This window comes from Streptomyces sp. NPDC058051, assembly GCF_042885475.1.
In the GTDB taxonomy this organism is placed as follows: Bacteria; Actinomycetota; Actinomycetes; order Streptomycetales; family Streptomycetaceae; genus Streptomyces.
This window is the reverse complement of the sequence record NZ_JBHVRW010000016.1, coordinates 143,960-170,442: the sequence shown is the minus strand read 5'-3', so window position 1 is coordinate 170,442 and position 26,483 is coordinate 143,960. Positions and strand designations below refer to the sequence as shown.

The following is a 26,483-nucleotide window of genomic DNA, read 5'->3' as shown; positions in this document are numbered from 1 at the left end:
GCGGCCTGGCTACCGACAGTCAAGTCTCGCCCCAGGCCCCTGCTCTGTCGAGAACACCGTACGCCCCGCGTCCGGGGCCGACCCTCCGGGTTCTCGCACCGGCAGGCGAGAATGGGCGGCGATGCGCATCGAGAGGGAGATCGCCACGAACACCGCCCCGGCCGGTCCTTGGTCCCTGGTCGTCCCGTTGAAGCCCTTGGCACGGGCCAAGAGCAGGCTCGCGCCCGCGACGGGCGCCGAGCTGCGCCCGCGTCTCGCCCTCGCCTTCGCCCGGGACACCGTGGCCGCCGCCCTGTCCTGCCGGTCCGTGCGGGATGTGGTGGTCGTCACGGACGACACGGAGGCCGGGGCGGCTCTCGCGACCCTCGGGGCGCGCGTCGTTCCCGACGAACCGGACCGCGGGCTCAACGCCGCTCTCACCCATGGTGAACGGACCGTGCGGGCCGAACGGCCCGGGGCGGCCCTCGCCGCCCTCAACGCGGATCTTCCCGCGCTGCGTCCCGGAGAATTGGCTCGGGTACTCGAATTTTCCGCGGCATTTCCACGCGCATTTGTGACCGACGCGGCAGGAATCGGTACGACATTTCTGTCGGCCGCGCCCGGGGTGGAATTGCGGCCGGATTTCGGCGGCTCTTCCCGGGCCCGGCACCTGGACTCCGGCGCCGTGGAAATCGATCTGACCGGCATCGATTCGGTCCGCCAGGACGTGGACACCGGCGACGATCTGCGGGCGGCCCTGGCGCTGGGTGTCGGCCCGCACACGGCGGGGCACCGGACCGCGGGGGCCCTCCAGGGGAAGGGTCTCGGCCCGCGGCACCCCCTTCGGCGGACCGATAGGCTGCCGTTCATGCAGGCGACCTCGTACACGTACGACCCCGAGACCCGCACCGGCAGCGTGCTGCTCGACGACGGCACCCCGGTGGAGTTCGACGCCCGGGCCTTCGACGCCGGCGGTCTGCGGCTGCTGCGTCCGGGGCAGCGGGTGCGGATCGAGGGCACCGGCGAGGGTGCGGACCTGCGGATCACGCTGGTGACGCTGCAGACGTTCTGAACCTCCCCGCGCGCGCCGCCCACGACAGCCCGCGGGCCGGGCTCCCCAACGGGAGCCCGGCCCGGCGCGTGTGAGCGGCCCTGCGCTGCTGAGCCTCGCTACTTCCGCGCAGTGGCCTTCTTGGCCGTGGTCTTGCGTGCCGTGGTCTTCTTCGCGGGCGCCTTCTTCGCCGTGGCCTTCTTCGCGGGCGCGGTCTTCTTGGCGGCCGTGACCTTCTTCGCCGCCGCCGTGGTCTTCTTCGCCGCCGCCGTGGTCTTCTTCGCGGTGGCCGTGGTCTTCTTCGCCGCCGCGGTGGTCTTCTTCGCCACAGTCTTCTTCGCTGCCGCCGTGGTCTTCTTCGCCACGGCCTTCTTCGCGGTGGCCTTCTTGGCCGCGGCCTTGGCCGTCGTACGCGTGGAAGCACCGCCCGAGAGGCTTCCCTTGGGCGCCTTCTTCACGGCCACGTCGTGCTTGGGGAGCTTCTTCGAGCCGCTCACCAGGTCCTTGAAGCCCTGTCCCGCGCGGAACCGGGGCACCGAGGTCTTCTTGACCCGCACCCGCTCACCCGTCTGCGGGTTGCGCGCGTAGCGGGCGGGGCGGTCGACCTTCTCGAACGAGCCGAAGCCGGTGACCGAAACACGGTCACCTGCGACAACCGCACGGACGATCGCGTCGAGTACCGCGTCGACGGCGTCGGCGGCCTGCTGGCGGCCTCCAACCTTGTCGGCAATCGCTTCTACGAGCTGCGCCTTGTTCACGTCTTCCCCTTCGGAGACATTGCCAGAACGAAAGTGTTCAAGCGTTTTCGCACGTTAGGCAGATATATACCGCAAATCAAACACGAAACGGGCTAATCACCCTAGTGCCGCAACGAAGTCGACCGCTGCACAGTTCCGTAGAGTCAGCCACCTTCGGGGAATCGGCCCTCGTCGAGGTCCTTCATCAACCGGTCCAGACGCCTTGCCGCATCCGGGAGATCGTGCTTAGCCGCGGCCGTGATGACCAACAGCTTCCGGGACAGCGCCATCCTTACGCCCTCCGGGACTTGCAGTGCGCGCACCTGTGCGTGCGCTTCCTTCAATCGGTCGGCGACTTGGCCGTAAAGCTTGAGTTGGCTGTCGCGTTCCATGCACCGATTGTGCCATCTGGGGCAAGTTGTCGCCCGACGGGGTCTCAACAAGCGACTGCGCCCCCTGCCGGACGGCAGGGGGCGCAGTCGTGGAAACGCGCTGCTCAGACCTGAATTGTACGCGGCTTGAAGGTCGGCCTTGCCGCCTCATAAGTCGCGATGTCCGCTTCGTTCTGAAGGGTGAGACTGATGTCGTCCAGCCCGTTCAGCAGACGCCAGCGGGCGTTCTCGTCAAGGTCAAAATCAGCCGTGATGCCCTCGGCGCGGACCTGGCGTGTCTCCAGGTCGACGGTGACCTCGGCCGTGGGGTCGGCCTCGACCAGCTCCCAGATCGCGTCGACGACCTTCTGGTCGAGCACGACGGTCAACAGCCCGTTCTTCAGCGAGTTGCCGCGGAAGATGTCGGCGAACCGGGAGGAGATGACGGCCTTGAAACCGTAGTTCTGCAGCGCCCACACGGCGTGTTCGCGGGACGATCCGGTGCCGAAGTCGGGACCGGCCACCAGCACCGTGGCGCCGCTGCGCTCCGGGCGGTTGAGGACGAAGTCCTCGTCCTTGCGCCAGGCCTCGAAGAGTCCGTCCTCGAAGCCGTCGCGGGTGACCTTCTTCAGCCAGTGGGCGGGGATGATCTGGTCGGTGTCGACGTTGCTGCGGCGCAGCGGCACGACCCGGCCGGTGTGTGTGGTGAAAGCTTCCATGATTCTCAGACTCCGGCGGGCGTACGGGCGTCGGACAGGTCGGCCGGCGAGGCCAGGTGGCCCAGCACAGCCGTGGCGGCGGCGACCTGCGGGGAGACCAGGTGCGTGCGGCCACCCTTGCCCTGCCGGCCCTCGAAGTTGCGGTTCGAGGTGGAGGCGGAACGCTCGCCGGGGGCCAGCTGGTCGGGGTTCATGCCGAGGCACATCGAGCAGCCCGCGTGCCGCCATTCGGCGCCCGCGGCGGTGAAGACCTTGTCCAGGCCCTCCTCGACGGCCTGCAGAGCGACCCGGACGGAGCCGGGGACGACCAGCATCCGTACGCCGTCCGCGACTTTGCGGCCGTCCAGGATCGCGGCCGCGTTGCGCAGGTCCTCGATCCGGCCGTTGGTGCAGGAGCCTACGAAGACGGTGTCCACGTTGATCTCGCGCAGCGGCTGGCCGGCGGTCAAGCCCATGTACTCCAGGGCCTTTTCGGCGGCGTGGCGCTCCGAGGCGTCCTCGTACGAAGCCGGGTCGGGGACGTCGGCCGACAGCGGCGCGCCCTGGCCGGGGTTGGTGCCCCAGGTGACGAACGGGGCCAGACCGGCGGCGTCGATGACGACCTCGGCGTCGAAGACCGCGTCGTCATCGGTGCGCAGGGTCTTCCAGTACGCGACGGCGGCGTCCCAGTCCTCGCCCTGCGGGGCGTGGTCGCGGCCCTGCAGGTAGTCGAAGGTGGTCCGGTCCGGTGCGATCATGCCCGCCCGGGCACCGGCCTCGATCGACATGTTGCAGATGGTCATCCGGGCTTCCATCGACAGCTTCTCGATGGCCGTGCCGCGGTATTCGAGGATGTACCCCTGGCCGCCGCCGGTGCCGATCCGGGCGATGATCGCGAGGATCAGGTCCTTGGCCGTGACGCCGTCGGGGAGTTCGCCGTCGATGGTGATCGCCATGGTCTTCGGGCGGGCCAACGGCAGCGTCTGGGTGGCCAGGACGTGCTCGACCTGGCTGGTGCCGATGCCGAAGGCCAGCGCGCCGAAAGCACCGTGCGTGGACGTGTGGGAGTCACCACAGACGACCGTGGTGCCCGGCTGGGTCAGACCCAGCTGCGGGCCGACCACGTGCACGACGCCCTGCTCGACGTCGCCCAGCGGATGCAGTCGCACGCCGAATTCCGCGCAGTTCTTGCGCAGGGTCTCCAACTGGGCGCGGGAGACCGGGTCGGCGATCGGCTTGTCGATGTCGAGGGTCGGGGTGTTGTGATCCTCGGTCGCGATGGTGAGGTCGAGGCGCCGCACCGGGCGCCCGGCCTGCCGGAGGCCGTCGAAGGCCTGCGGGCTGGTCACCTCGTGCAGGAGGTGGAGATCGATGAAGAGGAGGTCGGGCTCACCATCGGCGCGCCGGACGACGTGGTCGTCCCAGACCTTCTCCGCGAGTGTCCTACCCATCGCTTTCCCTCCGGCCGGCGTCTTCGCCGGCCCAACTAGAGATTCGGTGCGCCGCCGTCCGGACCCCCGTGCGGGGCGGTGGCTACGGGCCGTTGTGTGGCCGCCTCTACAGGTTCGCAACTTCCGCCGAAAATTGAACTTGCGTTTCACAGAGTGAGACGGGAGTATCGTCGTATGGACAACTCTAGCGGCGTCGGCGTTCTCGACAAGGCGGCTCTGGTATTGAGCGCCCTGGAGTCCGGCCCGGCCACCCTCGCCGGGCTGGTCGCGGCGACCGGGCTCGCACGACCCACGGCCCACCGACTGGCCGTGGCACTGGAACACCACCGCATGGTGGCGAGGGACATGCAGGGCCGTTTCATCCTCGGCCCCCGGCTGGGAGAACTCGCGGCCGCGGCGGGCGAGGACCGCCTGCTCGCCACGGCGGGCCCGGTGCTCACACACCTGCGCGACATCACCGGCGAGAGCGCACAGCTCTACCGGCGACAGGGCGACATGCGGATCTGCGTGGCGGCGGCGGAGCGGCTGTCCGGCCTGCGGGACACCGTGCCGGTCGGCTCCACGCTCACCATGAAGGCCGGCTCGTCGGCCCAGATCCTGATGGCCTGGGAGGAGCCGGAGCGCCTGCACCGCGGCCTCCAGGGCGCCCGCTTCACGGCGACGGCGCTCTCGGGCGTGCGGCGCAGGGGCTGGGCCCAGTCGATCGGCGAGCGCGAGCCGGGCGTCGCCTCGGTCTCGGCGCCGGTGCGTGGACCGTCGAACCGGGTGGTCGCCGCCGTCTCGGTCTCCGGACCGATCGAGCGGCTGACCCGGCACCCGGGCCGGATGCACGCCCAGGCGGTCATCGACTCGGCGGCCCGGCTCAGCGAGGCCCTGCGCCGCACCGGCTGACGCACGCGCGACACCCCTTCCGGCCGCCCCAGCGTCGTGGCGCCCCCCGCCGGAACCTCACTTCGCGGACGAACGGTGTGCGAGCCGGTCCGCCGCCCGGCGACCGCGCCGCTCGATCGGCAGTACGCCGGTGGCCGCGGCCAGCCCATGGGCCGGCATGTCGGCGTAGAGCGATTCGTAGCCACCCTCGGGCACCACGTACGTCTCGTGCCACAGCCCCACATGCCGCCGGGACTTCTTCTCCTTGCGGTTGATCATCGCCCACGCCCTGCGGTGGAACATGTCGGGAGCGCTCGCGTACGCGTACAGCTTCTCCTTCGACTCCCAGTACTGGACGACGTAGTACGTCCGGGGCGAGCCGGTCAGCAGCGTGCAGCCGAGCAGCCCCCGGCTCGTGTCCTTCTTCAACTCCCGCAGCATCCGCGGCATCGCCGCCAGGACGGGGAGCCAATGGTGCACACCCCGGAAGTGGTTGATGCGTATCCCGATGAGCAGCACGACCACCTCGCCCTCGGCCGCCGCTGTCGTCCGCCCCGGAATCGGCTTCGCGAACATGACCGTACTCCTCCCCTTGGAGAGTGCCACTGTCCAATGATTGGATAGTGGCACTGCCCAAGGGCTGGCGCAAGGGAAGGCACGGACATGCGGCTCGCCGAACTGAGCGAGAAGAGCGGCGTCAAGACCGCGACGATCAAGTACTACCTGCGCGAGGGGCTGCTGCGACCGGGCCTCCGGGTCAGCGCGACGCAGGCCGACTACGACGAGAGCCATCTGCGCCGGCTGCGTCTGGTGCGGGCCCTGATCCAGATCGGCCGCCTCCCCGTGGCCACGGCCCGCGAGGTGCTCTCCCATGTCGACGACGAGTCCCTGGGCCGGACGATCCGCCTGGGAGCCGCACTATGGGCCCTCCCCCACGGCCCGGACCCGGACGAGGAGGCACCGGAGACGGCAGCGGCCCACTCGGAGGTCGAACGGCTCCTGGAACGGCTCGGCTGGGCGACCGCGCAGGAGCTGGGCTCCCTGTCCCCCGCCCATCGCGCGCTCGTGTCGTCGGTGGCCACCCTCATCCGTCTCGGCTATCCCTGCGACGTCGAATACCTGACCGCGCAGGCGCGGCTCATGCACCAAGTCGCCGTCCAGGACCTGGACACGCTGGAGACGTACCCCACGGAGGCGGAGCAGGTGGAGACGGCGGTGGCGTCGGCCGTGCTCTACGAGCCGTTGCTGATGTCGCTGCGCAGGTTGGCCCAGGAGGAGGAGTCGTCCCGGCGGTACGGGATCTGACGGATCAGCAGAAGGGCCCTCCACCGGGGTGTAGGGCCCTTCTCTGTCGCTCTGTTGTACCCCCGACCGGATTCGAACCGGCGCTACTGCCGTGAGAGGGCAGCGTGCTAGGCCGCTACACAACGGGGGCTTGTTACTGCTGTTGCATTTCTGCGCTGGGCTACCAGGACTCGAACCTAGAATGACGGTACCAGAAACCGTAGTGTTGCCAATTACACCATAGCCCATGGTGTTTCAAGTACCCCCGACCGGATTCGAACCGGCGCTACTGCCGTGAGAGGGCAGCGTGCTAGGCCGCTACACAACGGGGGCCCTGGCGATCCTGCATCGAGAACGTGGGTGCGACCCAGACGATCTCGCGGGAAGGATCTGTACCCCCGACCGGATTCGAACCGGCGCTACTGCCGTGAGAGGGCAGCGTGCTAGGCCGCTACACAACGGGGGCTTGATACTGCTGTTGCATTTCTGCGCTGGGCTACCAGGACTCGAACCTAGAATGACGGTACCAGAAACCGTAGTGTTGCCAATTACACCATAGCCCACCAAAACTCAACCCCTCGGAAGGGGTTTCGTTCGGCTTGCGCTTCCCGCTCGGTTCTTGCGTTCCTCTCGGGCGGCGCAGGAAGAACATTACCCGAAGGTGTCCGGCGCTCCAAAACGGGTATCGGCCGCCAGCAGGCCGGGCAGCTGGTCGAGTCCGCCGATGCGGACCAGCTCGGGCCGCCCGCCGCGTCCGCCCCGGTCCAGCCAGATCCCCATCAGTCCGGCGGCGACCGCACCGCCGGCGTCGATGTCCGGCTCGTCCCCCACGTACGCGACGTCCCCCGGATCCAGCGCCAGCGCGTCGCAGGCGGCGTGGAAGGCCCCGGCCTCGGGTTTGGACACACCCAGCTCCACCGCGCACACCACGGCTTCGAACCGGTCCCGCACACCGAGCATGCGCAGCTTGCGGTCCTGGTTGTGGATGCTGGAGTTCGAGAGCACCGCGTGCCGGAACCCGCCGGCCAGCACGTCCAGAACGGGCAGCACATCGGGAAAGAGCGACCAGGCGGCCTCGTAGTGGGCCGCGTGACGGCCGAACCAGGCGTCGGCCTCCGCGTCCTCCAGCGTGCGCGAGAGGAAGTCGCGGACCCGGTCGCGGCGCTGGCCCTGGAAGTCCGTCTCCCCCGCGGCGAACCGCGCCCAGTGCACGTCGGTGATCGCCCGCCACGCGGTGAGGGCCTGCTCGACGGAGTCGTACCCGTCGGGCAGGCCCTCCTCCCGGAGGTGCTTGCGCATGCCCATGCGGTCGGCGCCCGTGTAGTCGAAGATCGTGTCGTCGATGTCCCAAAGAACCGCGCGGATCGTCATGCGGCCCAGCGTAGATTCCTGCGCGGCGCGTGCAGTGGGCTTCGCCTCACCGGCCGCCGCCTCCAGGATGTCCCACGGCACAAGGCTCAGAACTCAGAACTGCTGCTGCTCGACGCCCGGCGGCAGGAGGCAGGGGGTGCTGACGACGAAGACCAGGAGGTCCTTGTCCACGGACACGCAGGGGCGGCCACCGAATCGAACCGGTGGCCGCCCCTTTGGGCGTGATCGAGGACGGTTACGCGGCCGCCAGCCTGGCCAGGGCAGCGTCGATGCGGGCCACGGTCTTCTCGCGGCCCAGGATCTCCAGGGACTCGAAGAGCGGCAGCCCGATCGTGCGGCCGGTGACGGCGACGCGGACCGGGGCCTGGGCCTTGCCGAGCTTGAGGCCGTGCTCCTCACCGGCGGCGAGGACGGCGTTCTTCAGGGCGTCGGTGTTCCACTCGGCGGCGACCAGCTTGGCGCGGGCCGTCACCAGCAGGGCGTCGGAGCCCTCCTTCATCGCCTTGGCCCAGGACGCCTCGTCCGTCGCCGGCTCGTCGAGGAAGAGGAAGTCGACGTTGGCCGTGATGTCCGAGAGGACCGTGACGCGGGTCTGGGCGTACGGGGCGATCGCCGCGAAGGCGTCGGCGTCGAATGCCTCCGGGGCCCACGGGGCGAACGGCGCCTTCAGCCAGGAGCCGCACGCCTCGGTGAACGCCTTCACATCCAGCTTGCGGATGTGCTCGGCGTTGATGTGCTCGCACTTCTTCAGGTCGAAGCGCGCCGGGTTGGCATTGACGTCCTTGATGTCGAACGCGGCCACCATCTCCTCGATGGAGAAGATGTCGCGGTCCTCGGCGATGGACCAGCCGAGCAGGGAGAGGTAGTTGAGCAGCCCCTCGGGCAGGAAGCCCCGCTCACGGTAGAGGTTGAGCGAGGCCTGCGGGTCACGCTTGGAGAGCTTCTTGTTGCCCTCGCCCATGACATACGGGAGGTGTCCGAAGGCGGGGGTGCTCTTGGCGATGCCCAGCTCGATGAGCGCCTTGTACAGGGCGATCTGGCGCGGCGTGGAGGAGAGCAGGTCCTCACCGCGCAGGACGTGGGTGATCTCCATCAGCGCGTCGTCGACCGGGTTGACCAGCGTGTAGAGCGGGGCCCCGTTGGCGCGGACGATGCCGTAGTCCGGCACGTTCTCCGGCTGGAAGGCCAGTTCGCCGCGGACCAGGTCGGTGAAGGAGATCGGCTCGTCCGGCATGCGGAAGCGGACGATGGACGTCCGTCCCTCGGCCTCGTACGCGGCGGTCTGCTCGGCCGTGAGGTCGCGGCAGTGGCCGTCGTAGCCGGACGGCCTGCCGGCGGCGCGGGCGGCGTCGCGGCGGGCGTCGAGCTCCTCGGTGGTGCAGTAGCAGTGGTACGCGTACCCGCCGGCGAGCAGCTTCTCGGCGACGTCCTTGTAGATGTCCATGCGCTGCGACTGGCGGTACGGGGCGTGCGGGCCGCCGACCTCGGGGCCCTCGTCCCAGTCGAAGCCGAGCCAGCGCATCGACTCCAGGAGCTGGTTGTAGGACTCCTCGGAGTCGCGGGCCGCGTCGGTGTCCTCGATGCGGAAGACCAGGGTGCCGCCGTGGTGCCGGGCGAAGGCCCAGTTGAAGAGGGCGGTGCGGACCAGGCCCACGTGGGGGTTTCCGGTCGGGGAGGGGCAGAACCGTACGCGGGGGGTGACTCCCGGGTCGAGCGGAGCCGAGAGCTGGGGGGAGGGTGCGTTAACCACGCTTGATCACCTTGTTGGTGAGAGTGCCGATGCCTTCGATGGTGACGGCGACCTCGTCGCCGACATGGAGGGGGCCGACCCCTGCGGGAGTGCCGGTGAGGATCACGTCGCCCGGGAGCAGCGTCATGGCTTCCGTGATGTGGACGATCAGATCCTCGATCGAGCGGATCATGTCGCTCGTACGGCCCAGTTGGCGTTGCTCGCCGTTGACCGTGGCCTGAATGGTGAGGTCGGCGGGGTCGAGGTCGGTCTCCACCCAGGGGCCGAGCGGGCAGGACGTGTCGAAGCCCTTGGCCCGGGCCCACTGCTTCTCGCGCTTCTGGGCATCGCGGGCGGTGACGTCATTGGCGCAGGTGTAGCCGAAGATGACGTCCTTCACGCGCTCACGCGGCACTTCGCGGCACATGCGGCCGATGACCACGGCCAGTTCGGCCTCGTGGTGCAGCTCGTTGGAGAAGGAGGGGTACTCGATGGCGTCGCCGGAGCCGATCACCGATGTGGTGGGCTTGAAGAAGGCGACAGGGACGTCCGGTACCTCGTTGCCGAGTTCCGCGGCGTGCTCCGCGTAGTTGCGGCCGATGGCCACGACCTTGTTGGGAAGCACGGGCGGCAGGAGGCGGACCTTGCTCAGCGGGACCTTGGTGCCGGAGAGCTCGAACTCGGCGTACGGAATGCCCTTGATGATGTCGAGGACGAGACCATCGGGCCCCTCGCCCTCGACGGCGCCGAAGGCGACATTGCCGTCGATGGAGAACCTGGCGATGCGCACGGGATGCTGTCGCCCCTCACTTGCTGGCTGGCGGAAGACTGACGCTCCAGGCTAACGCGGGTGAGGGGGGACAGCCGCGCATTACTCCGCGGCTGCGGCCCGGGCCGGGACCGGGGCTTCCATGAGGATGGTGCGGCGGGGGTTGGCCGTCTGGCTGGGCAGGTCGACGGCGTGTTCCGGCTGTTCCGGCGTCGACAGTTCGCCGGCGTCCTTGAGGTGCGCCAGCGTGGTGCGCCGGGGGTTGGCAATGTTGCGGAACGTCATCGTCGTCTTCATCTGCCGTACGGACCCTGTCGGTGAGGACGCCACGCGTAGGGGCGCCAGTTGTCGGATTTGCCATCCCTGTAAAGCGCCAGGCTAAACATCCAATTCCCTCCGGGAGCCCGGATGAGACGTCGATCATCATGTGAGTTTGCTCACGACCGCATCGACAATTACCCCATTCTGGACTGCCGACCACTTCACCAGAAACGGACATTGCACCATTGAATCAGTCATTCCGCTCCTGATCATCTCGACTGGGACACCCTTCACTCTCTGTCGTTACACCCTTTAACTTCCGTTTTGACCGCGCCGACGCTCGACGGCTTGTCACCCACCCGTCACAACCTGTCATCGGGATCGTGGCCCGGCGGGGGGCCCTTGTTGGAGATCCGGCACTGTGCTGGAATTCCACGCACCGCCGCGGGTTTCAAACCGGCGCGCAGGGGCGCAAGCCAGCGCCGAGTGGCGGCGGGAAGGGGAGGAACGCCGGTCACTCAAGACCATCCAGGGGGCGGACACGACGCCCCACGACGCCGACACCGTCCCACCCGCCTCGTGCGGAGGGACGCCTGGTCCAGAGGTTGCGACGCTAGTGCAGGGACGTTTCAAGAGGGATGGCAGCGCTGCGGCGGAACAAGAGCCGCACGGTGGGACCGACCGCGGTTCCTCGCCCCAGCACGCCCAGAACCCCGGACCGGCCGCGGCCGGCGACAGCGGTGACCGCGACCGGACCTCCGGCGCCACGACGAGCGGCGGCACCGATCCGAGCCCTTCGCTCAAGCCCCGGGGCTCCGTCAGCACGGGCTCGCGCGTGGCTCTTCGCAACTGGCGGATCAGTACGCGTCTGGTCTCCCTGCTCGCCCTTCCCGTGGTCGCCGCGACCACGCTGGGCGGTCTGCGGATCAATGACTCGATGAACGACATCCAGCAGCTGGATCACATGCAGTTGCTGACGAAGATGACCAAGCAGGCGACCACGCTCGCCCAGGCGCTCCAGGAGGAGCGCGACCGCTCGGCCGGTCCGCTGGCCAACGGGGTGAAGGCCGACGACTTCAAGGTCACCGAGCCCCGCAAGAAGACCGACCGGGCGAAGACGGCGTTCTTCGAAGCGACGGACGCGATCGGCGACCCCTCCGGTGACGAGGCGCTCGAAGGCATCTACTCCAGCGTCCAGCAGATCGCCAGCCAGCTGACGTCGATCCGCGAGATCCGCAAGACGGCCTATGCCAAGAACACCCCGAGCCTCCAGACCGTCGACCAGTACAGCCAGCTGATCACCTCGCTGCTGAGCCTCTCGCAGGACATGGCGCAGGCGACCAGCAACTCGGAGATGATCAAGCGGACCCGGGCACTGGCGGCCTTCTCCTCCGCCAAGGAGTACGCCTCGGTCCAGCGCGCGATCATCGCCGCGGCGCTGCCCGGCGGCAATGACAAGGCGCCCCACCTCGACCCGAACGACCGGCAGTTCGGCCGCACCGCGCTGCGCAAGGAGGACTCCGCGCTCCGCTCCTTCAAGGCGGTCTACGCGGCGACCGGCAACAACGCCGAAGAGCTGGTCGCCACGCTGGAGGAGGGCAACCCGGAGATCAACGCCTCCGAGACCTACGCGAAGAAGGTGCTGGACAGCCCCACGGGCATGGACGGCATGACGCGGCGTTCCTACCTGGACTGGTACGACCAGAGCTCCACCAAGATCCAGGCGATGAAGACCATCGAGGAGACCCTCCTCAGCGACATGGAGGGCAAGGCCCGCGAGCTCCGCGACGAGTCGAAGCGCGAAGCGATCATCAGCGGTGCGCTCATCCTGCTGGTGCTCGGTGTCTCGCTGGTCGGCGCCTTCGTCGTCGCCCGGTCGATGATCCGCTCGCTGCGGCGGCTCCAGGACACCGCTACGCGCGTCGCTCAGGACCGGCTGCCCGAGCTCGTCAAGCAGCTCTCCGAGGCCGACCCCCAGGACGTCGACACCTCGGTCGAGTCGGTCGGTGTGCACTCCCGGGACGAGATCGGCCAGGTGGCCGCGGCCTTCGACGACGTGCACCGCGAGGCGGTCCGGCTGGCCGCCGAGCAGGCCCTTCTGCGGGGCAACGTCAACGCGATGTTCACCAACCTCTCGCGCCGCAGCCAGGGTCTCATCCAGCGTCAGCTCTCGCTCATCTCCGAGCTGGAGTCGCGCGAGGCCGACCCGGACCAGCTGTCGTCCCTCTTCAAGCTCGACCACCTCGCGACCCGCATGCGCCGTAACGGCGAGAACCTTCTCGTCCTCGCGGGCGAGGAGCCGGGCCGCCGGTGGACGCGTCCCGTCCCGCTGGTCGACGTGCTCCGTGCCGCGGCCTCCGAGGTGGAGCAGTACGAGCGCATCGAACTGGCCGCGGTGCCCGCCACCGAGGTCGCGGGCCGCGTCGTCAACGACCTCGTGCACCTGCTCGCCGAGCTGCTGGAGAACGCCACGTCGTTCTCCTCGCCGCAGACGAAGGTCCGGGTCACCGGTCACGCGCTGCCGGACGGGCGGGTACTGGTCGAGATCCACGACACCGGCATCGGCCTCTCCCCCGAGGACCTCGCGGCGATCAACGAGCGGCTCGCGTCGCCGCCCACCGTGGACGTCTCGGTCTCCCGCCGCATGGGTCTGTTCGTGGTCGGCCGGCTGTCCCTGCGTCACGGCATCCGGATCCAGCTGCGGCCCTCCGACTCCGGTGGTACGACCGCGCTGGTCATGCTGCCCGTCGATGTCGCGCACGGCGGCCGGCAGCCGGCCCCCAAGCCGGGGCAGGGGCAGCAGCCCTCCGCCCCCGGTGGCCTGCTCGGCGGTGCCGGCGGTCCGGGCGCGGGCCAGGGTTCCCGCCCCGGTCTCGGCTCCGCCCCGTCGGCCCCGGGCGGCCGGCTCCCGGCGGGTCAGGGCGGAGCGCGCGGCCAGGTCGGTGCGGGCTCCGGCCCGCGTGCCGCGCTGCCCTCGCGTGACGGCGGCCCCCGCCACTCGCAGAACCAGCCGGGTCAGCAGAACGCCGGCTTCCAGTCCGCCGGGCTGTCCCACACCGGTCCGCAGGACCCCGCGCGCCAGGAGCCGCCGCAGCGCCAGGGCGGTGGCCTCGCCGGTGCCTTCGGCAACGGCCCCCGGCTCGGCGCCCGCGGCCAGGGCGATGCGCCGGGCCGCGCGGAGGCGAACGAGACCGACCTGTTCAGCCACAACCGCCAGGACCAGGGACGGCAGGACTTCGACAGCCGCCAGGACTTCGACGGTCGTCAGGGAGCGTCGAACGGCCCGGTTCCGTGGCAGGCTCCGCAGCCGCAGCAGACCTGGCAGGACCCGGCCGACCAGGGCGTCTTCCAGCGGCCCGGCGGCCCGGCGGAACCCGGCCGTCAGCTGCCCCCGGTCGGCGGTCCGCGTGCCGAGCTGCCCGGTGGAAATCCGCAGCCTCAGCGCCCGCAGTCGACCAGCTGGGGCACCGAGGATCCGTCCGCGCCGCGCCACACTCCGCTGGACGCCCCGCGCGGTCACGAGGAGCCCGATTCCGGCAGCCTGTTCCAGCGGCCCGGCGGCCCGCCGCTCGCCCCGCGGTCTCCGCTGGACGACCGTCAGGGCCCTGGCTCCACCTCCGAGTTCGCCCGCCCGGACTTCTCGGCTCCTGCCCCGCAGGCCCACTCCCCGCAGGACCCGGCGAGCACCACGCAGTTCGCGCGCCCCGACTTCGGACAGCCACAGGCCGCCCAGGCGCAGGACCAGGGCCTGGCGGCACCGCGTCAGCGCGGCCTGGACAGCGAGGACTTCGGTGCCTTGCGTCCGCCCGCCGCGCACGGCGGTGAGGCACCGTACCGTCCGGTCCTGCCGCCGCAGCCGCAGCCCGAGGCGCTGCCTCCGGCGAGCGGTCCCGGGGACGGTCGTACGCCGCTGTACGACACCCTGGAGACGAACTGGTTCCACAGCCCGCAGCAGGGCGGTCAGCAGCCGCCCGCCGGGCCGCAGGTTCCCGGCCTCCCCCAGCGGTCGGCGCCGGAGCAGCCCGCTCCCGACGCGCCGCAGCGCGACGGAGGCGACACGGGTGCCACCACAAGCCCCTGGCGCCCCTCGCCGAACGATGAACTCGTCCGACAGGCGGAGCGGGTCAAGAAGCCCGCGGCAGGCGGAGTCACCACCTCCGGACTGCCTCGCCGGGTACCTCGCGCCAATCTGGTGCCGGGCACCGCCCAGCAGCAGAACCACCAGTCCGGTCCTCAGGTGTCGCGTGCGCCCGATGATGTGCGCGGGCGGCTGACCAATCTCCGCCGGGGCATCCAGCAGGGACGGCAGGCCAACAATGGCCAGTCGACCGGAAGTTTTCCCCTCGGCCCCACTCACCAGCAGGAGCGTTAGTTGAGCCCGATGAGTCAGGCCGCGCAGAATCTGAACTGGTTGATCACCAACTTCGTGGACAACACCCCCGGGGTGTCGCACACGGTGGTGGTCTCCGCCGACGGACTGCTGCTGGCCATGTCCGAAGGATTCCCGCGCGACCGCGCGGACCAACTGGCAGCCGTCGCCTCCGGACTGACCTCGCTGACCGCGGGCGCCTCCCGGATCTTCGAGGGCGGCGCCGTCAGTCAGACCGTGGTCGAGATGGAGCGCGGCTTCCTCTTCCTGATGTCCATCTCGGACGGCTCCTCGCTGGCCGTGCTCGCCCACCCGGAGGCCGACATCGGCCTGGTCGGGTACGAGATGGCCCTCCTGGTCGACCGAGCCGGCACCGTCCTGACCCCGGATCTCCGCGCCGAACTCCAAGGCAGCCTGCTCCACTAGGCGGCTGTGGATCGATGACAGACTCGATAGCCCCAGGTAACGCCCTCAACCCTCGCCCGTCCAACCGTCCGGAGCCTCCTACCGGACCCTTCAGACGGCAAGCCGACACCCTGCTGTCACGCCCGGAGGATTCATGACCCCGCCACCCGCCTCACCCGATCCGTACGGCGCACTGCACCACGCGTCGTACGACGGTGAAGGCGACCAGCCGCTGGTCCGTCCGTATGCCATGACCGGCGGCCGGACCCGGCCCCGCTACCAGCTCGCCATCGAGGCGCTGGTGTCCACCACGGCCGACCCCGCGCACCTGGGGACGCTGCTCCCCGAGCACCAGCGGATCTGCCACCTCTGTCGTGAGGTCAAGTCGGTGGCCGAGGTCTCGGCGCTGCTGTCGATGCCGCTCGGCGTGGCCCGGATTCTTGTCGCGGACCTGGCGGAAGCCGGCATGGTGGCCATTCACCAGCCGGGCAATGGAGAGGCCGGCGGCGCGCCGGACGTGACGCTGCTGGAAAGGGTGCTCAGTGGACTTCGCAAGCTCTAGCGGCGGTGCGCCCCGGGCCACCACCTCGGCGAAGATCGTGGTGGCAGGGGGCTTCGGCGTGGGTAAGACCACGTTCGTCGGTGCCGTTTCGGAGATCAATCCGCTGCGCACCGAAGCCGTGATGACGTCCGCTTCCGCGGGCATCGACGACCTGACGCACACCGGGGACAAGACCACCACGACGGTGGCGATGGACTTCGGCCGCATCACCCTGGACCAGGACCTGATCCTGTACCTCTTCGGTACCCCCGGACAGGACCGCTTCTGGTTCATGTGGGACGACCTGGTCCGCGGCGCCATCGGCGCCGTCGTCCTCGTCGACACCCGCCGCCTCGCCGACTGCTTCCCCGCCGTCGACTACTTCGAGAACAGCGGGCTCCCCTTCGTCATCGCGCTCAACGGCTTCGACGGACACCAGCCCTACACCCCCGACGAAGTCCGCGAAGCCCTCCAGATCGGACCCGACACCCCGATCATCACGACGGACGCGCGCCACCGCGCGGATGCCAAGAGCGGTCTCATCACCCTCGTGGAGCACGCGCTGATGGCCCGGCTGAAGTAGGCACAATTCTGTGTTTATATACGGCAGTTAACGTAGCCGGACGGGGGCGGCCTGTGTCCTTTGACACGATCCGCCCCCGTGTTCATAACGTTTCGACAGAGAATTGTTCGGCGTTCAACACCCGATGCGTTCAATCGGTATCGCTGCGCTCACACGAGCCCCGCCTTTTGACGGGGCTCGCTCTTTATGCCCGTTTTATCTGAGGCCTGGACCACTCGGAATGGCTGATTCCGACTGTTTGGAAGGCGGCCGGTCCCCGTGCTGGAATTCGATGAACTCCCCAGTAGTACGGCCCTGAACGAAAACGGCACGACGTAGGTGCCGACGCCGAGAGGTTGTTGGTCGAGTGAGGCGAAGCAACGAGGGCTCCGCGGCCCAGCGTGAGCGGGGCAACTTCACCCCGCCGCCGCGCGCCGCGGGGTCGCGTGCCGATGCGTCCGAGGCGGTGAGCTCCGGAAGCAGCAGCCGGTTGTCCCCACGCAACTGGCGGGTGCCCACCCGACTGAACGCGATTCTCCTCATCCCGGTGCTGGTCGGGCTGGTCATGGGCGGCTTCCAGGTGAAGGGGTCGATCGACACCTGGCGGGAGGCCCAGGACGCCGAGAAGACCGCGCTGATCGTACGCGCGGCCTCCGTGTACGGTCAGGCACTGCTCAACGAGCGCGACCTCTCCGCCCAGCCGCTGCTCTCGAACAAGCGTGACGACGCCGTCGTCGGTCAGGTCCGGGCCGCCACCGACGCGGCAGCGGCGAAGTTCGACACGGCCGTGAAGGGCATGCCGCAGAAGGAGGGCCTGAAGCGACGTCTTCAGCTGTTCCGGCTGGAGGAACCCAAGCTCCCCGAGCTGCGCAAGGCCGCCTTCACCGCGGCCATGGACCCGGTGAAGACGGAAGAGGGCTACGTCAAGGTCCAGCACTCGCTGATGGAGTTCTGCAACGAGCTGGGACTGGGCACCGGCAACATCACCAGCTACGGCCGCACGGTGTACGCACTGGAGCTCGCCAAGGCTGCAGAATCGCTTCAGCGCTCCATCGGCATGCATCTGCTGGTGCGTCCGAGCCAGGAGGACGTCACGTTCGACGCCCAGGTCAAGGCCTTCGGCTCGTACAACTATCTGGAGCAGATCGCGCTCGGTGAGTTCATCTCCGGTGGCACGGAGGCCGACGCCGCCCGGCTGGAGCAGGTCATGGCCGCCAAGTCGGCCGAGGGCGAGGAGAAGCTGAAGGCCGCCAAGGAGGAGGCGGACGCGGCGGGAAAGCCGTTCGTCTCCCCGCCCAGCATCGACGGCTCGGTCTTCGACGGCATGGCCCAGCAGATCGGGCAGGGCGCGTCGCCGCAGAAGCTGGCCGAGAAGGGCATCACGCCCGACACCTGGATGGCTGCCGCCACCGAGAAGTTCGACGGCTACACCACGGTCGAGGACGAACTCGTCGACAAGGCCGTGACCGAGGCCGCGGACATCTCGTCCGGCGCCAAGAAGGACGCCTTCATCAACGCCGGCGTCGTGATCGTCGCGCTGCTGGCAGCCTTCTTCGTGGCCGGGCTGATGGCCCGGCAGATGAGCCGTTCCATGCGCCGGCTGCGCACCGCCGCCTTCCAGATCGCCGAGCAGCGGCTTCCGATGCTGGTCGACCAGCTCTCCCGGGCCGATCCGGGCCGGGTCGACACCCGCGTCCAGCCGATCCCGATCCACAGCAGTGACGAGATCGGCGAGGTCGCCCGCGCCTTCGACCAGGTGCACCGCGAGGCGGTCCGGCTCGCGGCCGAGCAGGCCATGCTGCGGGGCAACGTCAACGCGATCTTCACCAACCTGTCACGTCGCAACCAGTCGCTGATCGAGGGCCAGCTGACCCTCATCACCGACCTGGAGAACAACGAGGCCGACCCGGACCAGCTGGAGAACCTGTTCCGGCTGGACCACCTGGCGACCCGGATGCGCCGCAACGGCGAGAACCTTCTCGTCCTCTCCGGCGAGGAGCCGGGCCGCCGCTGGAACCAGCCGGTGCCGCTGGTCGACGTGCTGCGGGCCGCGTCCTCCGAGGTCGAGTCGTACGAGCGCGTCGAGCTGTCCGGGGTGCCGGAGACCGAGATCCACGGCCAGTCCGTCACCGACCTCGTGCATCTGCTGGCCGAGCTGCTGGAGAACGCCACCACGTTCTCCTCGCCGCAGACCAAGGTGCGGGTCCTGGCGACCCGGCTGCCCGACAGCCGCGTGATGATCGAGATCCACGACAAGGGCATCGGTCTCACCGCCGAGGACTTCGCCGACATCAACTACAAGCTGGCCAACCCGCCGACGGTGGACGCCGCGGTGTCCCAGCGCATGGGCCTGTTCGTGGTCGGCCGCCTCGCCGACCGGCACGGCATCCGGGTCCAGCTGCGCCCCTCGGGCGAGCAGGCCGGCACGACCTCGCTGGTCATGCTGCCGGACGCCATCACCCATGGCGGCGGTGGCGAACCGGCCTCCGCGCAGGACGACTTCACGGTCTCCTCGATCATTCCGCAGCAGCAGACCTTCGAACCGCCGGCGCACCAGGCCCCGATGCGCACCGCGGCGGAACTCGGCTTCGACGACTCGCGCTACGAGCAGCCGTCGGTGGACGCCACGCAGCTCGACCCGGTGGGCCGCTCGCTGATGCGGGAGGAGCGCCGGGCCGCCCTGGAGGCGCAGACCGGCGAGCGTCCGCAGTTCGAGCAGGAGCGGTACGCCGGAGACCAGGCCGCCGGGAACGCGTACCCGGACAACGGATACGCGGAGAACGGCTACGCGGACAACGGCTATGCCCAGCAGCCGCAGCAGGGCCTGCCGCAGGAGCAGTACGGGCAGGCTCCGTACGAGGGCGGTCATGCCCCCTACCGCGGTGACGCGGGCTTTGCCGAGCAGCCCGACATCGCCCGTCAGGGCGGCTATGCGGAAGCTGGGTACACGTCCGGTGGGATCCCGCAGCCGCCCTATGAGGAACCGTTCACTCCCCAGCCCCACCAGGGCGAGTGGGTGAATCAGAGCGACTACCAGGGCACTTACGAGCCGCCCGCGGAGGTCGAAGCGGAATCTGCCCGGAGCAGCCCCGCCGAGCCGCGGGAACGCGTAGGCTTCCACCGTCCGGGGCCCACCCCGAACTCCGGCCACGAGCTGACCGATGCCGGCCTCCCGCGCCGGGGCGGTCAGCAGCACTGGCAGCCCACCGGCCGTAACAACCGGTCCGCCGCCGCGCAGGCGCAGCCGCCGCAGCAGGAGGAGGAACTGCCGCAGCAGCAGTCGCCCGCGCAGGAGGACGGGAACGACTCCGACGGCTGGCGCTCGGCGAACGACGAGCGCTGGGACCGGGCCGAGAAGCTCCGGGAGCCGAAGGCGGGTGGGGTCACCACGTCCGGGCTCCCCCGGCGGGTGCCCAAGGCCAATCTGGTCGAGGGCACGGCGGAGCAGACCCTGCAGGACGGCCCCCAGGTCTCCCGCGCCCCCGAGGACGTCCGCGGCAGGTTGAGCAACCTGCGGCGTGGTGTACTGCGGGGACGTAACGCGGGTTCGGACACAAGTAATACCTACAACCAGGAGCGTTAGTGTGAGCCCGATGAGCCAGGCGGCGCAGAATCTGAACTGGTTGATCACCAACTTCGTGGACAACACCCCTGGGGTGTCGCACACGGTGGTGGTCTCCGCCGACGGACTCCTGCTCGCCATGTCGGAAGGATTTCCGCGCGACCGCGCGGACCAACTGGCGGCCGTGGCCTCCGGACTGACCTCGCTGACCGCGGGCGCCTCGCGGATCTTCGAGGGCGGTGCCGTGAATCAGACAGTTGTGGAGATGGAGCGCGGATTCCTCTTCATCATGTCCATCTCCGACGGATCGTCACTGGCCGTTCTTTCGCATCCGGACGCCGATATCGGCCTGGTCGGGTACGAAATGGCCCTTCTTGTCGACCGCGCGGGCAGCGTCCTGACCCCGGACCTCCGGGCCGAACTTCAGGGAAGTCTTCTTAACTAGTAGACAGACGGTGCGTTTCGCGCCACTGGGCCATAAGGTGCGGTGGCGCGGCCCCACTGGGATCGGGACCGGTAGGCGGAGGAGGAATCGTGACAACACCCCCAGGCGGACATCGGTACGACGGTGGCCAGAACGTTCCGGGTGAGCACGGAGACAATCGCTTCAACTTCCCCTCCGCGCCCACCAGGCAGGGCGCGCAGCAGCCGCATCAGCCCTTCACGCAGCCTCCGCAGCCGCCTCAGGGCCCCGGGCAGAACCCCGGGTGGGCTCCGCAGCGGTCGCACCGCTACGACGCGCCCCAGCCGCCCCGCATCCAGCCCGTACCACCGCGGCAGGCCCCCGAGCCGCCCGCACCGGCCGCACACAATCCGCTGGTGCGTCCGTACGCCATGACCGGCGGCCGGACCCGCCCGCGCTACCAACTCGCCATTGAGGCGTTGGTCAGTACCACAGCCGATCCGTCCCGGCTGCAAGGGCAGTTGCCCGAGCACCAGCGGATCTGTCGGTTGTGCTTCGAGATCAAGTCGGTCGCCGAGATTTCGGCGCTGCTCTCGATCCCGCTCGGCGTTGCCCGGATCCTCGTAGCCGACCTGGCAGAGGCCGGACTCGTCGCTATCCATCAGCCCGGCGGCGACGAGTCCGCCGGCGGTCAGCCAGATGTGACACTGCTCGAAAGGGTGCTCAGTGGACTTCGCAAGCTCTAGCGGCGGAGCAGCCCGCTCCACTACCTCCGCGAAGATCGTGGTGGCAGGGGGCTTCGGCGTGGGTAAGACCACGTTCGTCGGTGCCGTTTCGGAGATCAATCCGCTGCGCACCGAAGCCGTGATGACGTCCGCTTCCGCGGGCATCGACGACCTGACGCACACCGGGGACAAGACCACCACGACGGTGGCGATGGACTTCGGCCGCATCACCCTGGACCAGGACCTGATCCTGTACCTCTTCGGTACCCCCGGACAGGACCGCTTCTGGTTCATGTGGGACGACCTGGTCCGCGGCGCCATCGGCGCCGTCGTCCTCGTCGACACCCGCCGCCTCGCCGACTGCTTCCCCGCCGTCGACTACTTCGAGAACAGCGGGCTCCCCTTCGTCATCGCGCTCAACGGCTTCGACGGACACCAGCCCTACACTCCCGACGAAGTCCGCGAAGCCCTCCAGATCGGACCCGACACCCCGATTCTGACGACGGACGCGCGCCATCGGGCGGATGCCAAGAGCGCGCTGATCACGCTCGTGGAGCACGCTCTGATGGCACGCCTGCGGTAGGACGCGCCGTTCCCGGCCATCACATGCGCGGGCCCCGCACTCCTCGGGAGTGCGGGGCCCGCGCGTGTGCGGCCTTCGACCGGGCGGAGAGACTCAGCCCTGCCAGGAGTGCGGGGCCCGGAAGCCCGGGGTGCGCTCCAGGCGGCGCCATCCGGCGGTGCTGCGGCGGTGTGCGGGGGTCGCTGCGGGCTGGGCGGCGGCGCGGGCGAGCAGGACCGCGGTGATGGCGGCCAGCTCCTCGGGGTCGGCAAGACCCTTCTCCACACGCAGCACGGACTCGGCGGCAGTGCTCATGGGTGGTTTCTCCGTCTCTCGGCAGGTCTTCGCGGGCTCGGCAGGGTCACTGAGGGGCCGCGGACTACTGCGGGGGGTTGCCGTGCTTGCGGGACGGCAGGTCGGCGTGCTTGGACCGGAGCATGGCGAGCGAGGCGATCAGCACCTCGCGGGTCTCGGCAGGGTCGATGACGTCGTCGACCAGGCCGCGCTCGGCGGCGTAGTACGGGTGCATCAGTTCGGCCTTGTACTCCTTGACCATGCGCGTCCGCATGGCCTCCGGGTCCTCGGCGTCGGCGATCTGCCGACGGAAGATGACGTTGGCGGCACCCTCGGCGCCCATCACCGCGATCTCGTTGGTCGGCCAGGCGTACGTCAGATCCGCACCGATGGACTGGCTGTCCATCACGATGTACGCACCGCCGTAGGCCTTGCGCAGGATCAGCGAGATCCTCGGCACCGTGGCGTTGCAGTACGCGTAGAGCAGCTTCGCACCGTGCCGGATGATTCCACCGTGCTCCTGGTCCACCCCGGGAAGGAAGCCGGGTACGTCCAAAAGAGTGACGATGGGGATGTTGAACGCATCACACATCTGGACGAACCGGGCCGCCTTCTCCGACGCCTCGATGTCCAGGACCCCGGCGAGGGACTGCGGCTGGTTGGCCACGATGCCGACGACCTGGCCGTCGAGACGGGCCAGGGCGCAGACGATGTTGCGGGCCCAGCGCTCGTGGATCTCCAGGAAGTCGCCGTCGTCGACGAGCTCCTCGATGACCTTGTGCATGTCGTACGGGCGGTTGCCGTCGGCCGGCACCAGGTCCAGCAGGACGTCGCCGCGCCGGTCGGCCGGGTCGTCGCTCGCCACGGTGGGCGGGTTCTCCCGGTTGTTGGACGGCAGCATGCCGATCAGGTAGCGGACCTCGGCGATGCAGGTCTCCTCGTCGTCGTACGCGAAGTGCGCGACGCCCGAGGTCTCGGCGTGCACGTCGGCGCCGCCGAGGCCGTTCTGGGTGATCTCCTCACCGGTGACCGCCTTGACGACGTCCGGTCCGGTGATGAACATCTGGGAGGTCTCACGGACCATGAACACGAAGTCGGTCAGGGCCGGGGAGTAGGCCGCGCCGCCCGCACACGGGCCCAGCATCACGCTGATCTGCGGGATGACACCGGAGGCCCGGGTATTGCGCTGGAAGATGCCGCCGTACCCGGCGAGCGCGCTGACGCCCTCCTGGATACGGGCGCCCGCTCCGTCGTTCAGCGAGACCAGCGGGGCGCCGGCCGAGATGGCCATGTCCATGATCTTGTGGATCTTGGTCGCGTGGGCCTCGCCCAGCGCGCCGCCGAAGATCCGGAAGTCGTGGGCGTAGACGAAGACCGTGCGGCCGTCGACCGTGCCCCAGCCGGTGATGACACCGTCGGTGTACGGCTTCTTCTGCTCCAGGCCGAAGCCGGTCGCCCGGTGCCGGCGAAGCTGTTCGACCTCCTTGAACGAACCGGGGTCGAGCAGCAGCTCGATGCGCTCACGCGCCGTCAGCTTGCCCTTGGCGTGCTGCGCCTCGGTCGCGCGGTCACTCGGTCCGCGCCGGGCCTGCTCGCGCAGTGCCAGCAGTTCGGCCACACGCCCACGGGTGTCACTCGGCTCGCCCTGGGTCTCGTCCACAACGGTCATGTACCGACCCTACGAAGCCGGGCAAGAAAACCCTGCCGTCGACTCCGTACAGTCTCCTGCCCGGTTTCCTGGTGGAGCCTGACAGAACCATGGACGCATGCAGCCGAAGTACCAGCCCATACGGGTCAGATTTTGTTCGGTTTCGACAAAGACTCACGGTGATCCGCCACACACACGTGTCAGCCTCGCGGTGTGGTCCGGTTGGGGGTTCTCGCCCCCGGGAACGGCGCCCGGACCGCTCCCGGACCGCTGCCGGACCGCTCCCGGGCCCCTTTCGCTCCGGTCCCGGAGCGGGGCGCGCGGCGGAGCGGAAGGCGGATCAGGGGTGCGCGGCGGAGCGGGGCGCACGGTGGATTTCCGTGAGGATATCCTGCGCCCGCGCCCCGTGGGCCTGCCCCGGCGGCTACCGGACCTCACACCGCAGGGTGCGTCCCTCCGTTCCCGGCGCGGCCCTCAGTACCAGCCGCCGGCCGGTGGCGCGCACCTCGATCCCCGGGTCCGCGGAGAGGACCTCCCGTACCGGCCGCTCCCAGACCAGGTCGACCGGCGCACCGCTCCGGTCGGGTCCGCTGACGCACACGGTGGCGGAGCGCCGGCCCTCCCGTACGAGGACGCTCGCCGCGGCCGTGGCGGAGAGCGGACCGGCCGCACCCGGCTGCCAGAAGTTGGCGGCGGTCAGCCCGAGCGGGCGCACGGTGACCGCCTGCGCGGTGGCGGTGTTCGCGAGCACGGTCAGCCAGTGCGGGTCGGCCGCGCGGGCGGCGACGGTGCGGCGGGAGGCGCCGGGCATCAGCAGATAGACGTACGCGGCGTCGACCGGATCGGTGCCGTGGTCGAGCCAGAGTGTCTGGTAGCGGCGGGTCCGGCGCTCGGTGGAGCTGGTGGTGTTGATGTCGGACCAGGCGCCGGTGCGGTCCTCGCGCAGGGTGCGCAGGCCGGTGCCGCCGGGGAAGACCCAGCCGCCGTGACCGGCGAGGTGGGCCCAGCGGGGTTCGGTGCGGCCGTCGACCGTGAGGAGGTCCGTGCCCGCCTCACCGAGCATGCGGTTGTCGACGATCGTCTCGACGGGGACCTGGTCGGTGCTGGTGATGCCGGCGCCGAGGCAGATGACGGTGTCGTCGACGCAGAACCACGATGTCCGGGCCTCCAGGGTCGAGCCGAGACCCTTGAGGTGCTGGCCCACCGCGGCGAACTCGCCGTCCGTGGCACCGCCGACCCACGTCACCGAGGGCTTCGGGGCGCCCCATTCGCCACCCGCCCGGTCGGCGAGCCGCTTCGTGGACACGGTCGTTCCGGGCAGTCGGTAGAAGTCGACGGTCGGCCAGAACCAGTCGGTGTACTGGTCGTTCTCCTTCTCGCCCGGCCACCAGTAGAGCATTCCGGCGCCGGTGTGCCAGCCGCGCGGGTTCTCGCCGTTGCCGCACTCGTAGTGCGCGATCCGCTCCGAGGCCATGGAGATGCCCGCGGCCCAGTCCGGACGGCGGTGGACGGCGCGGGCCATCCCGCTGAAGAGGTGGTGGCCCACGCGTTCGGGCGCGGCCGGCACGTCGGCGGCCGAGGCCGCGTGCAGCCGGGCCAGGTCCGCGATGCCGAACTGCCGGGCGGTGAGGATCGGGCTGGTCCGGTCGCGGGCGATCCAGCCCTTGATCAGTCCGTGCCACCGGTCGCGTTCGGCCGCCGAGGCGCCCGCGGCGAGCAGGGCGATTCCGGCGATGATGCCCTGCCCGTGGAAGTGGTCGCCGCGCATCACCTGCAGATCGTCGTTCTTCAGGTAGCCGCGGCTGATGGCCCGGCCGTTGACGCTGTCCATGACCAGGCCGTTGTGGATCAGCGGCGCGTAGGCGTGCTCGACGCTGTCCAGGATGATCTGCCGGTTCGGGTCGGTGACCTCCCAGGCCGATCCGGCGAGCAGCGCGAAGAGGCGTCCGAGGCCGTCGAGCATGACCTGACCGTAGGTGCCGGAGTAGGCGACGGTGGTGTGCTGGATGAACGAGCCGTCCGCGTACAGGCCGTCGCCCTCGGTGACGTAGGGGAAGACGGGTGACAGCGCGTCCCTGGCCAGGGCGATCTTCGCGGGTGCCCGGCCGAGGACGCCGCGCAGGGCGACGGAGCGGCACAGGTCGACGCGGTTGGCGCCGGTGGAGGTGCCGCTGTAGTCCTGGAGCACCGTGTCGGGGATGAAGTGGTCGACGGCGGCGCAGGCGGCCTCGACGCGGGCCGCGCCCAGCGGCTCGTACAGGACGCCGCTGATGTCCATGAGGAGGCGCGGGCTGCCGATCTGCCACTCCCACCAGTTGCCGTACGGGGTGACGGAGGCGTGGTAGGCCGTAGCGGCCAGGTGGTCGTAGCCGCGGACGATGTCGGCGAGCAGGGCCGCGTCGCCGGTCGATCCGGTGCCCGGCTGGGCGTACGCCTGGGTCATCGTCCACAGGCGGCTGTAGCTCTGGGTGATACCGGACGGCGGGTCGTACGTGATGCCGGGCCACAGCGACCCGTCGGCCGGGCTCATCGTGGCCCACAGCCCCCGCGCGAGCGTGCCGGTCTCGGCGAGGCGGGAGGCATACGGTTCGGCAGTCGCGTCGAAGCCGGTGCCGAGCGCGATCTCGGTCCAGCGCAGGCGGAGGGTGTCGAAGGCGTCGGCCTCTGCGGTCACCGCGGGCGTCGCAGCCGTCGCGGCTCCGGGGAGCGAGACCGTCAGGGCGGTGGCGGTCGACAGGGCGAGCAGGGTGCGCCGTGACCATACGGGCGGGTTCGGCATGTACGGCTCCAGTTCGTCGGGCGGGGTGGTGCCATCACGTGCGCGGAGCGGGACGGGTGCTC

The 26,483-nt window shown here is 69.7% G+C and carries 22 protein-coding genes, 5 tRNA genes and 1 pseudogene; 11 read left to right on the top strand and 17 right to left on the bottom strand.

The window, feature by feature from the left end; all coding sequences use genetic code 11:
* Positions 1-121: 121 nt before the first annotated feature.
* Positions 122-790: pseudogene (cofC, locus tag ACFVUT_RS24495) on the top strand (2-phospho-L-lactate guanylyltransferase); the annotation flags it as partial.
* A 359-nt stretch (positions 791-1,149) separates the two neighbouring features.
* Here cofC and ACFVUT_RS24490 read toward each other — a convergent pair.
* The 4 genes from ACFVUT_RS24490 to leuC all read right to left on the bottom strand — a co-directional run bounded on the left by ACFVUT_RS24490 (position 1,150) and on the right by leuC (position 4,287).
* Positions 1,150-1,788: an HU family DNA-binding protein gene (locus ACFVUT_RS24490; protein ID WP_389659364.1), complete on the bottom strand. Its 639-nt coding sequence runs from the start codon at positions 1,786-1,788 to the stop codon at positions 1,150-1,152.
* Positions 1,789-1,931: 143 nt separating this feature from the next.
* On the bottom strand, positions 1,932-2,159 hold the full coding sequence (locus tag ACFVUT_RS24485) for a hypothetical protein (RefSeq protein WP_389659361.1): 228 nt from the start codon (positions 2,157-2,159) through the stop codon (positions 1,932-1,934).
* A gap of 104 nt (positions 2,160-2,263) precedes the next feature.
* Complete coding sequence (gene leuD, locus ACFVUT_RS24480; protein ID WP_389659358.1) at positions 2,264-2,857, bottom strand: 3-isopropylmalate dehydratase small subunit; 594 nt, start codon at positions 2,855-2,857, stop codon at positions 2,264-2,266.
* 5 nt (positions 2,858-2,862) lie between these two features.
* On the bottom strand, positions 2,863-4,287 hold the full coding sequence (leuC, locus tag ACFVUT_RS24475) for a 3-isopropylmalate dehydratase large subunit (RefSeq protein ID WP_389659355.1): 1,425 nt from the start codon (positions 4,285-4,287) through the stop codon (positions 2,863-2,865).
* A gap of 174 nt (positions 4,288-4,461) precedes the next feature.
* Between leuC and ndgR the strand changes: the two genes are divergently transcribed.
* On the top strand, positions 4,462-5,178 hold the full coding sequence (gene ndgR, locus ACFVUT_RS24470; protein WP_360997387.1) for an IclR family transcriptional regulator NdgR: 717 nt from the start codon (positions 4,462-4,464) through the stop codon (positions 5,176-5,178).
* A 57-nt stretch (positions 5,179-5,235) separates the two neighbouring features.
* On the opposite strand, the gene ACFVUT_RS24465 is transcribed toward ndgR, so the two are convergent.
* A complete protein-coding gene (locus ACFVUT_RS24465; protein ID WP_389659351.1) occupies positions 5,236-5,733 on the bottom strand; it encodes a DUF4188 domain-containing protein in 498 nt (165 codons plus the stop codon).
* Between the two features lie 87 nt (positions 5,734-5,820).
* Between ACFVUT_RS24465 and ACFVUT_RS24460 the strand changes: the two genes are divergently transcribed.
* On the top strand, positions 5,821-6,462 hold the full coding sequence (locus ACFVUT_RS24460) for a MerR family transcriptional regulator (protein WP_389659348.1): 642 nt from the start codon (positions 5,821-5,823) through the stop codon (positions 6,460-6,462).
* Between the two features lie 57 nt (positions 6,463-6,519).
* Here the strand turns inward: ACFVUT_RS24460 and ACFVUT_RS24455 are convergent.
* The 9 genes from ACFVUT_RS24455 to ACFVUT_RS24415 form a co-directional block, all read right to left on the bottom strand.
* Positions 6,520-6,592, bottom strand: a tRNA-Glu gene (locus ACFVUT_RS24455).
* 25 nt (positions 6,593-6,617) lie between these two features.
* Positions 6,618-6,689, bottom strand: a tRNA-Gln gene (locus tag ACFVUT_RS24450).
* Positions 6,690-6,701: 12 nt separating this feature from the next.
* A tRNA-Glu gene (locus ACFVUT_RS24445) sits at positions 6,702-6,774 on the bottom strand.
* 60 nt (positions 6,775-6,834) lie between these two features.
* Positions 6,835-6,907, bottom strand: a tRNA-Glu gene (locus ACFVUT_RS24440).
* A gap of 25 nt (positions 6,908-6,932) precedes the next feature.
* Positions 6,933-7,004 (bottom strand) — tRNA-Gln (locus ACFVUT_RS24435).
* A gap of 88 nt (positions 7,005-7,092) precedes the next feature.
* The gene (locus ACFVUT_RS24430) at positions 7,093-7,812 is read right to left on the bottom strand and encodes an HAD family hydrolase (RefSeq protein ID WP_389659345.1); all 720 of its coding nucleotides are present in this window, start codon (positions 7,810-7,812) and stop codon (positions 7,093-7,095) included.
* Positions 7,813-8,047: 235 nt separating this feature from the next.
* Positions 8,048-9,562, bottom strand: a complete 1,515-nt coding sequence (gene gltX, locus ACFVUT_RS24425; RefSeq protein ID WP_389659342.1) for a glutamate--tRNA ligase — start codon at positions 9,560-9,562, stop codon at positions 8,048-8,050.
* The gene (locus ACFVUT_RS24420; RefSeq protein ID WP_389659339.1) at positions 9,555-10,331 is read right to left on the bottom strand and encodes a fumarylacetoacetate hydrolase family protein; all 777 of its coding nucleotides are present in this window, start codon (positions 10,329-10,331) and stop codon (positions 9,555-9,557) included. Before ACFVUT_RS24420 ends, gltX begins: the two co-directional genes overlap by 8 nt.
* A gap of 81 nt (positions 10,332-10,412) precedes the next feature.
* A complete protein-coding gene (locus ACFVUT_RS24415) occupies positions 10,413-10,607 on the bottom strand; it encodes a hypothetical protein (RefSeq protein ID WP_389659336.1) in 195 nt (64 codons plus the stop codon).
* Between the two features lie 580 nt (positions 10,608-11,187).
* Between ACFVUT_RS24415 and ACFVUT_RS24410 the strand changes: the two genes are divergently transcribed.
* The 8 genes from ACFVUT_RS24410 (at position 11,188) to ACFVUT_RS24375 (ending at position 21,721) form a co-directional block, all read left to right on the top strand.
* The gene (locus tag ACFVUT_RS24410) at positions 11,188-14,943 is read left to right on the top strand and encodes a nitrate- and nitrite sensing domain-containing protein (protein ID WP_389659333.1); all 3,756 of its coding nucleotides are present in this window, start codon (positions 11,188-11,190) and stop codon (positions 14,941-14,943) included.
* Positions 14,944-15,366 carry a roadblock/LC7 domain-containing protein gene (locus ACFVUT_RS24405; protein WP_014048545.1) on the top strand — a complete coding sequence of 141 codons (423 nt, stop codon included), beginning with the start codon at positions 14,944-14,946 and terminating at the stop codon, positions 15,364-15,366.
* 133 nt (positions 15,367-15,499) lie between these two features.
* Positions 15,500-15,907 (top strand): DUF742 domain-containing protein, encoded by a 408-nt coding sequence (locus ACFVUT_RS24400; RefSeq protein WP_003966010.1) that lies wholly within the window; start codon positions 15,500-15,502, stop codon positions 15,905-15,907.
* On the top strand, positions 15,888-16,469 hold the full coding sequence (locus ACFVUT_RS24395) for an ATP/GTP-binding protein (protein WP_389659330.1): 582 nt from the start codon (positions 15,888-15,890) through the stop codon (positions 16,467-16,469). The genes ACFVUT_RS24400 and ACFVUT_RS24395 overlap by 20 nt, the downstream gene beginning before the upstream one ends.
* Before the next feature lie 346 nt (positions 16,470-16,815).
* The gene (locus tag ACFVUT_RS24390; RefSeq protein WP_389659327.1) at positions 16,816-20,031 is read left to right on the top strand and encodes a nitrate- and nitrite sensing domain-containing protein; all 3,216 of its coding nucleotides are present in this window, start codon (positions 16,816-16,818) and stop codon (positions 20,029-20,031) included.
* A 10-nt stretch (positions 20,032-20,041) separates the two neighbouring features.
* The gene (locus ACFVUT_RS24385) at positions 20,042-20,455 is read left to right on the top strand and encodes a roadblock/LC7 domain-containing protein (RefSeq protein WP_124272100.1); all 414 of its coding nucleotides are present in this window, start codon (positions 20,042-20,044) and stop codon (positions 20,453-20,455) included.
* 89 nt (positions 20,456-20,544) lie between these two features.
* On the top strand, positions 20,545-21,159 hold the full coding sequence (locus ACFVUT_RS24380; protein WP_389659324.1) for a DUF742 domain-containing protein: 615 nt from the start codon (positions 20,545-20,547) through the stop codon (positions 21,157-21,159).
* Positions 21,140-21,721: an ATP/GTP-binding protein gene (locus tag ACFVUT_RS24375; RefSeq protein ID WP_014048542.1), complete on the top strand. Its 582-nt coding sequence runs from the start codon at positions 21,140-21,142 to the stop codon at positions 21,719-21,721. The genes ACFVUT_RS24380 and ACFVUT_RS24375 overlap by 20 nt, the downstream gene beginning before the upstream one ends.
* Before the next feature lie 93 nt (positions 21,722-21,814).
* On the opposite strand, the gene ACFVUT_RS24370 is transcribed toward ACFVUT_RS24375, so the two are convergent.
* From ACFVUT_RS24370 to ACFVUT_RS24360, 3 genes are all read right to left on the bottom strand, one after another.
* On the bottom strand, positions 21,815-22,015 hold the full coding sequence (locus ACFVUT_RS24370; RefSeq protein ID WP_389659321.1) for an acyl-CoA carboxylase subunit epsilon: 201 nt from the start codon (positions 22,013-22,015) through the stop codon (positions 21,815-21,817).
* 64 nt (positions 22,016-22,079) lie between these two features.
* A complete protein-coding gene (locus ACFVUT_RS24365; protein ID WP_389659318.1) occupies positions 22,080-23,663 on the bottom strand; it encodes an acyl-CoA carboxylase subunit beta in 1,584 nt (527 codons plus the stop codon).
* 403 nt (positions 23,664-24,066) lie between these two features.
* Complete coding sequence (locus ACFVUT_RS24360; protein ID WP_389659315.1) at positions 24,067-26,421, bottom strand: polysaccharide lyase 8 family protein; 2,355 nt, start codon at positions 26,419-26,421, stop codon at positions 24,067-24,069.
* Between the last annotated feature and the right edge of the window lie 62 nt (positions 26,422-26,483).

What these genes read in the sequence shown, in the direction of transcription:
- ACFVUT_RS24360 (WP_389659315.1), bottom strand. Translation starts at nt 26,421, where the DNA reads ATGCCGAACCCGCCCGTATGGTCACGGCGCACCCTGCTCGCCCTGTCG.
- ndgR (WP_360997387.1), top strand. Translation starts at nt 4,462, where the DNA reads ATGGACAACTCTAGCGGCGTCGGCGTTCTCGACAAGGCGGCTCTGGTA.
- ACFVUT_RS24485 (WP_389659361.1), bottom strand. Translation starts at nt 2,159, where the DNA reads ATGGAACGCGACAGCCAACTCAAGCTTTACGGCCAAGTCGCCGACCGA.
- ACFVUT_RS24365 (WP_389659318.1), bottom strand. Translation starts at nt 23,663, where the DNA reads ATGACCGTTGTGGACGAGACCCAGGGCGAGCCGAGTGACACCCGTGGG.
- leuC (WP_389659355.1), bottom strand. Translation starts at nt 4,287, where the DNA reads ATGGGTAGGACACTCGCGGAGAAGGTCTGGGACGACCACGTCGTCCGG.
- ACFVUT_RS24415 (WP_389659336.1), bottom strand. Translation starts at nt 10,607, where the DNA reads ATGAAGACGACGATGACGTTCCGCAACATTGCCAACCCCCGGCGCACC.
- ACFVUT_RS24385 (WP_124272100.1), top strand. Translation starts at nt 20,042, where the DNA reads ATGAGCCAGGCGGCGCAGAATCTGAACTGGTTGATCACCAACTTCGTG.
- ACFVUT_RS24465 (WP_389659351.1), bottom strand. Translation starts at nt 5,733, where the DNA reads ATGTTCGCGAAGCCGATTCCGGGGCGGACGACAGCGGCGGCCGAGGGC.
- ACFVUT_RS24430 (WP_389659345.1), bottom strand. Translation starts at nt 7,812, where the DNA reads ATGACGATCCGCGCGGTTCTTTGGGACATCGACGACACGATCTTCGAC.
- ACFVUT_RS24400 (WP_003966010.1), top strand. Translation starts at nt 15,500, where the DNA reads ATGACCCCGCCACCCGCCTCACCCGATCCGTACGGCGCACTGCACCAC.
- ACFVUT_RS24370 (WP_389659321.1), bottom strand. Translation starts at nt 22,015, where the DNA reads ATGAGCACTGCCGCCGAGTCCGTGCTGCGTGTGGAGAAGGGTCTTGCC.
- leuD (WP_389659358.1), bottom strand. Translation starts at nt 2,857, where the DNA reads ATGGAAGCTTTCACCACACACACCGGCCGGGTCGTGCCGCTGCGCCGC.
- ACFVUT_RS24460 (WP_389659348.1), top strand. Translation starts at nt 5,821, where the DNA reads ATGCGGCTCGCCGAACTGAGCGAGAAGAGCGGCGTCAAGACCGCGACG.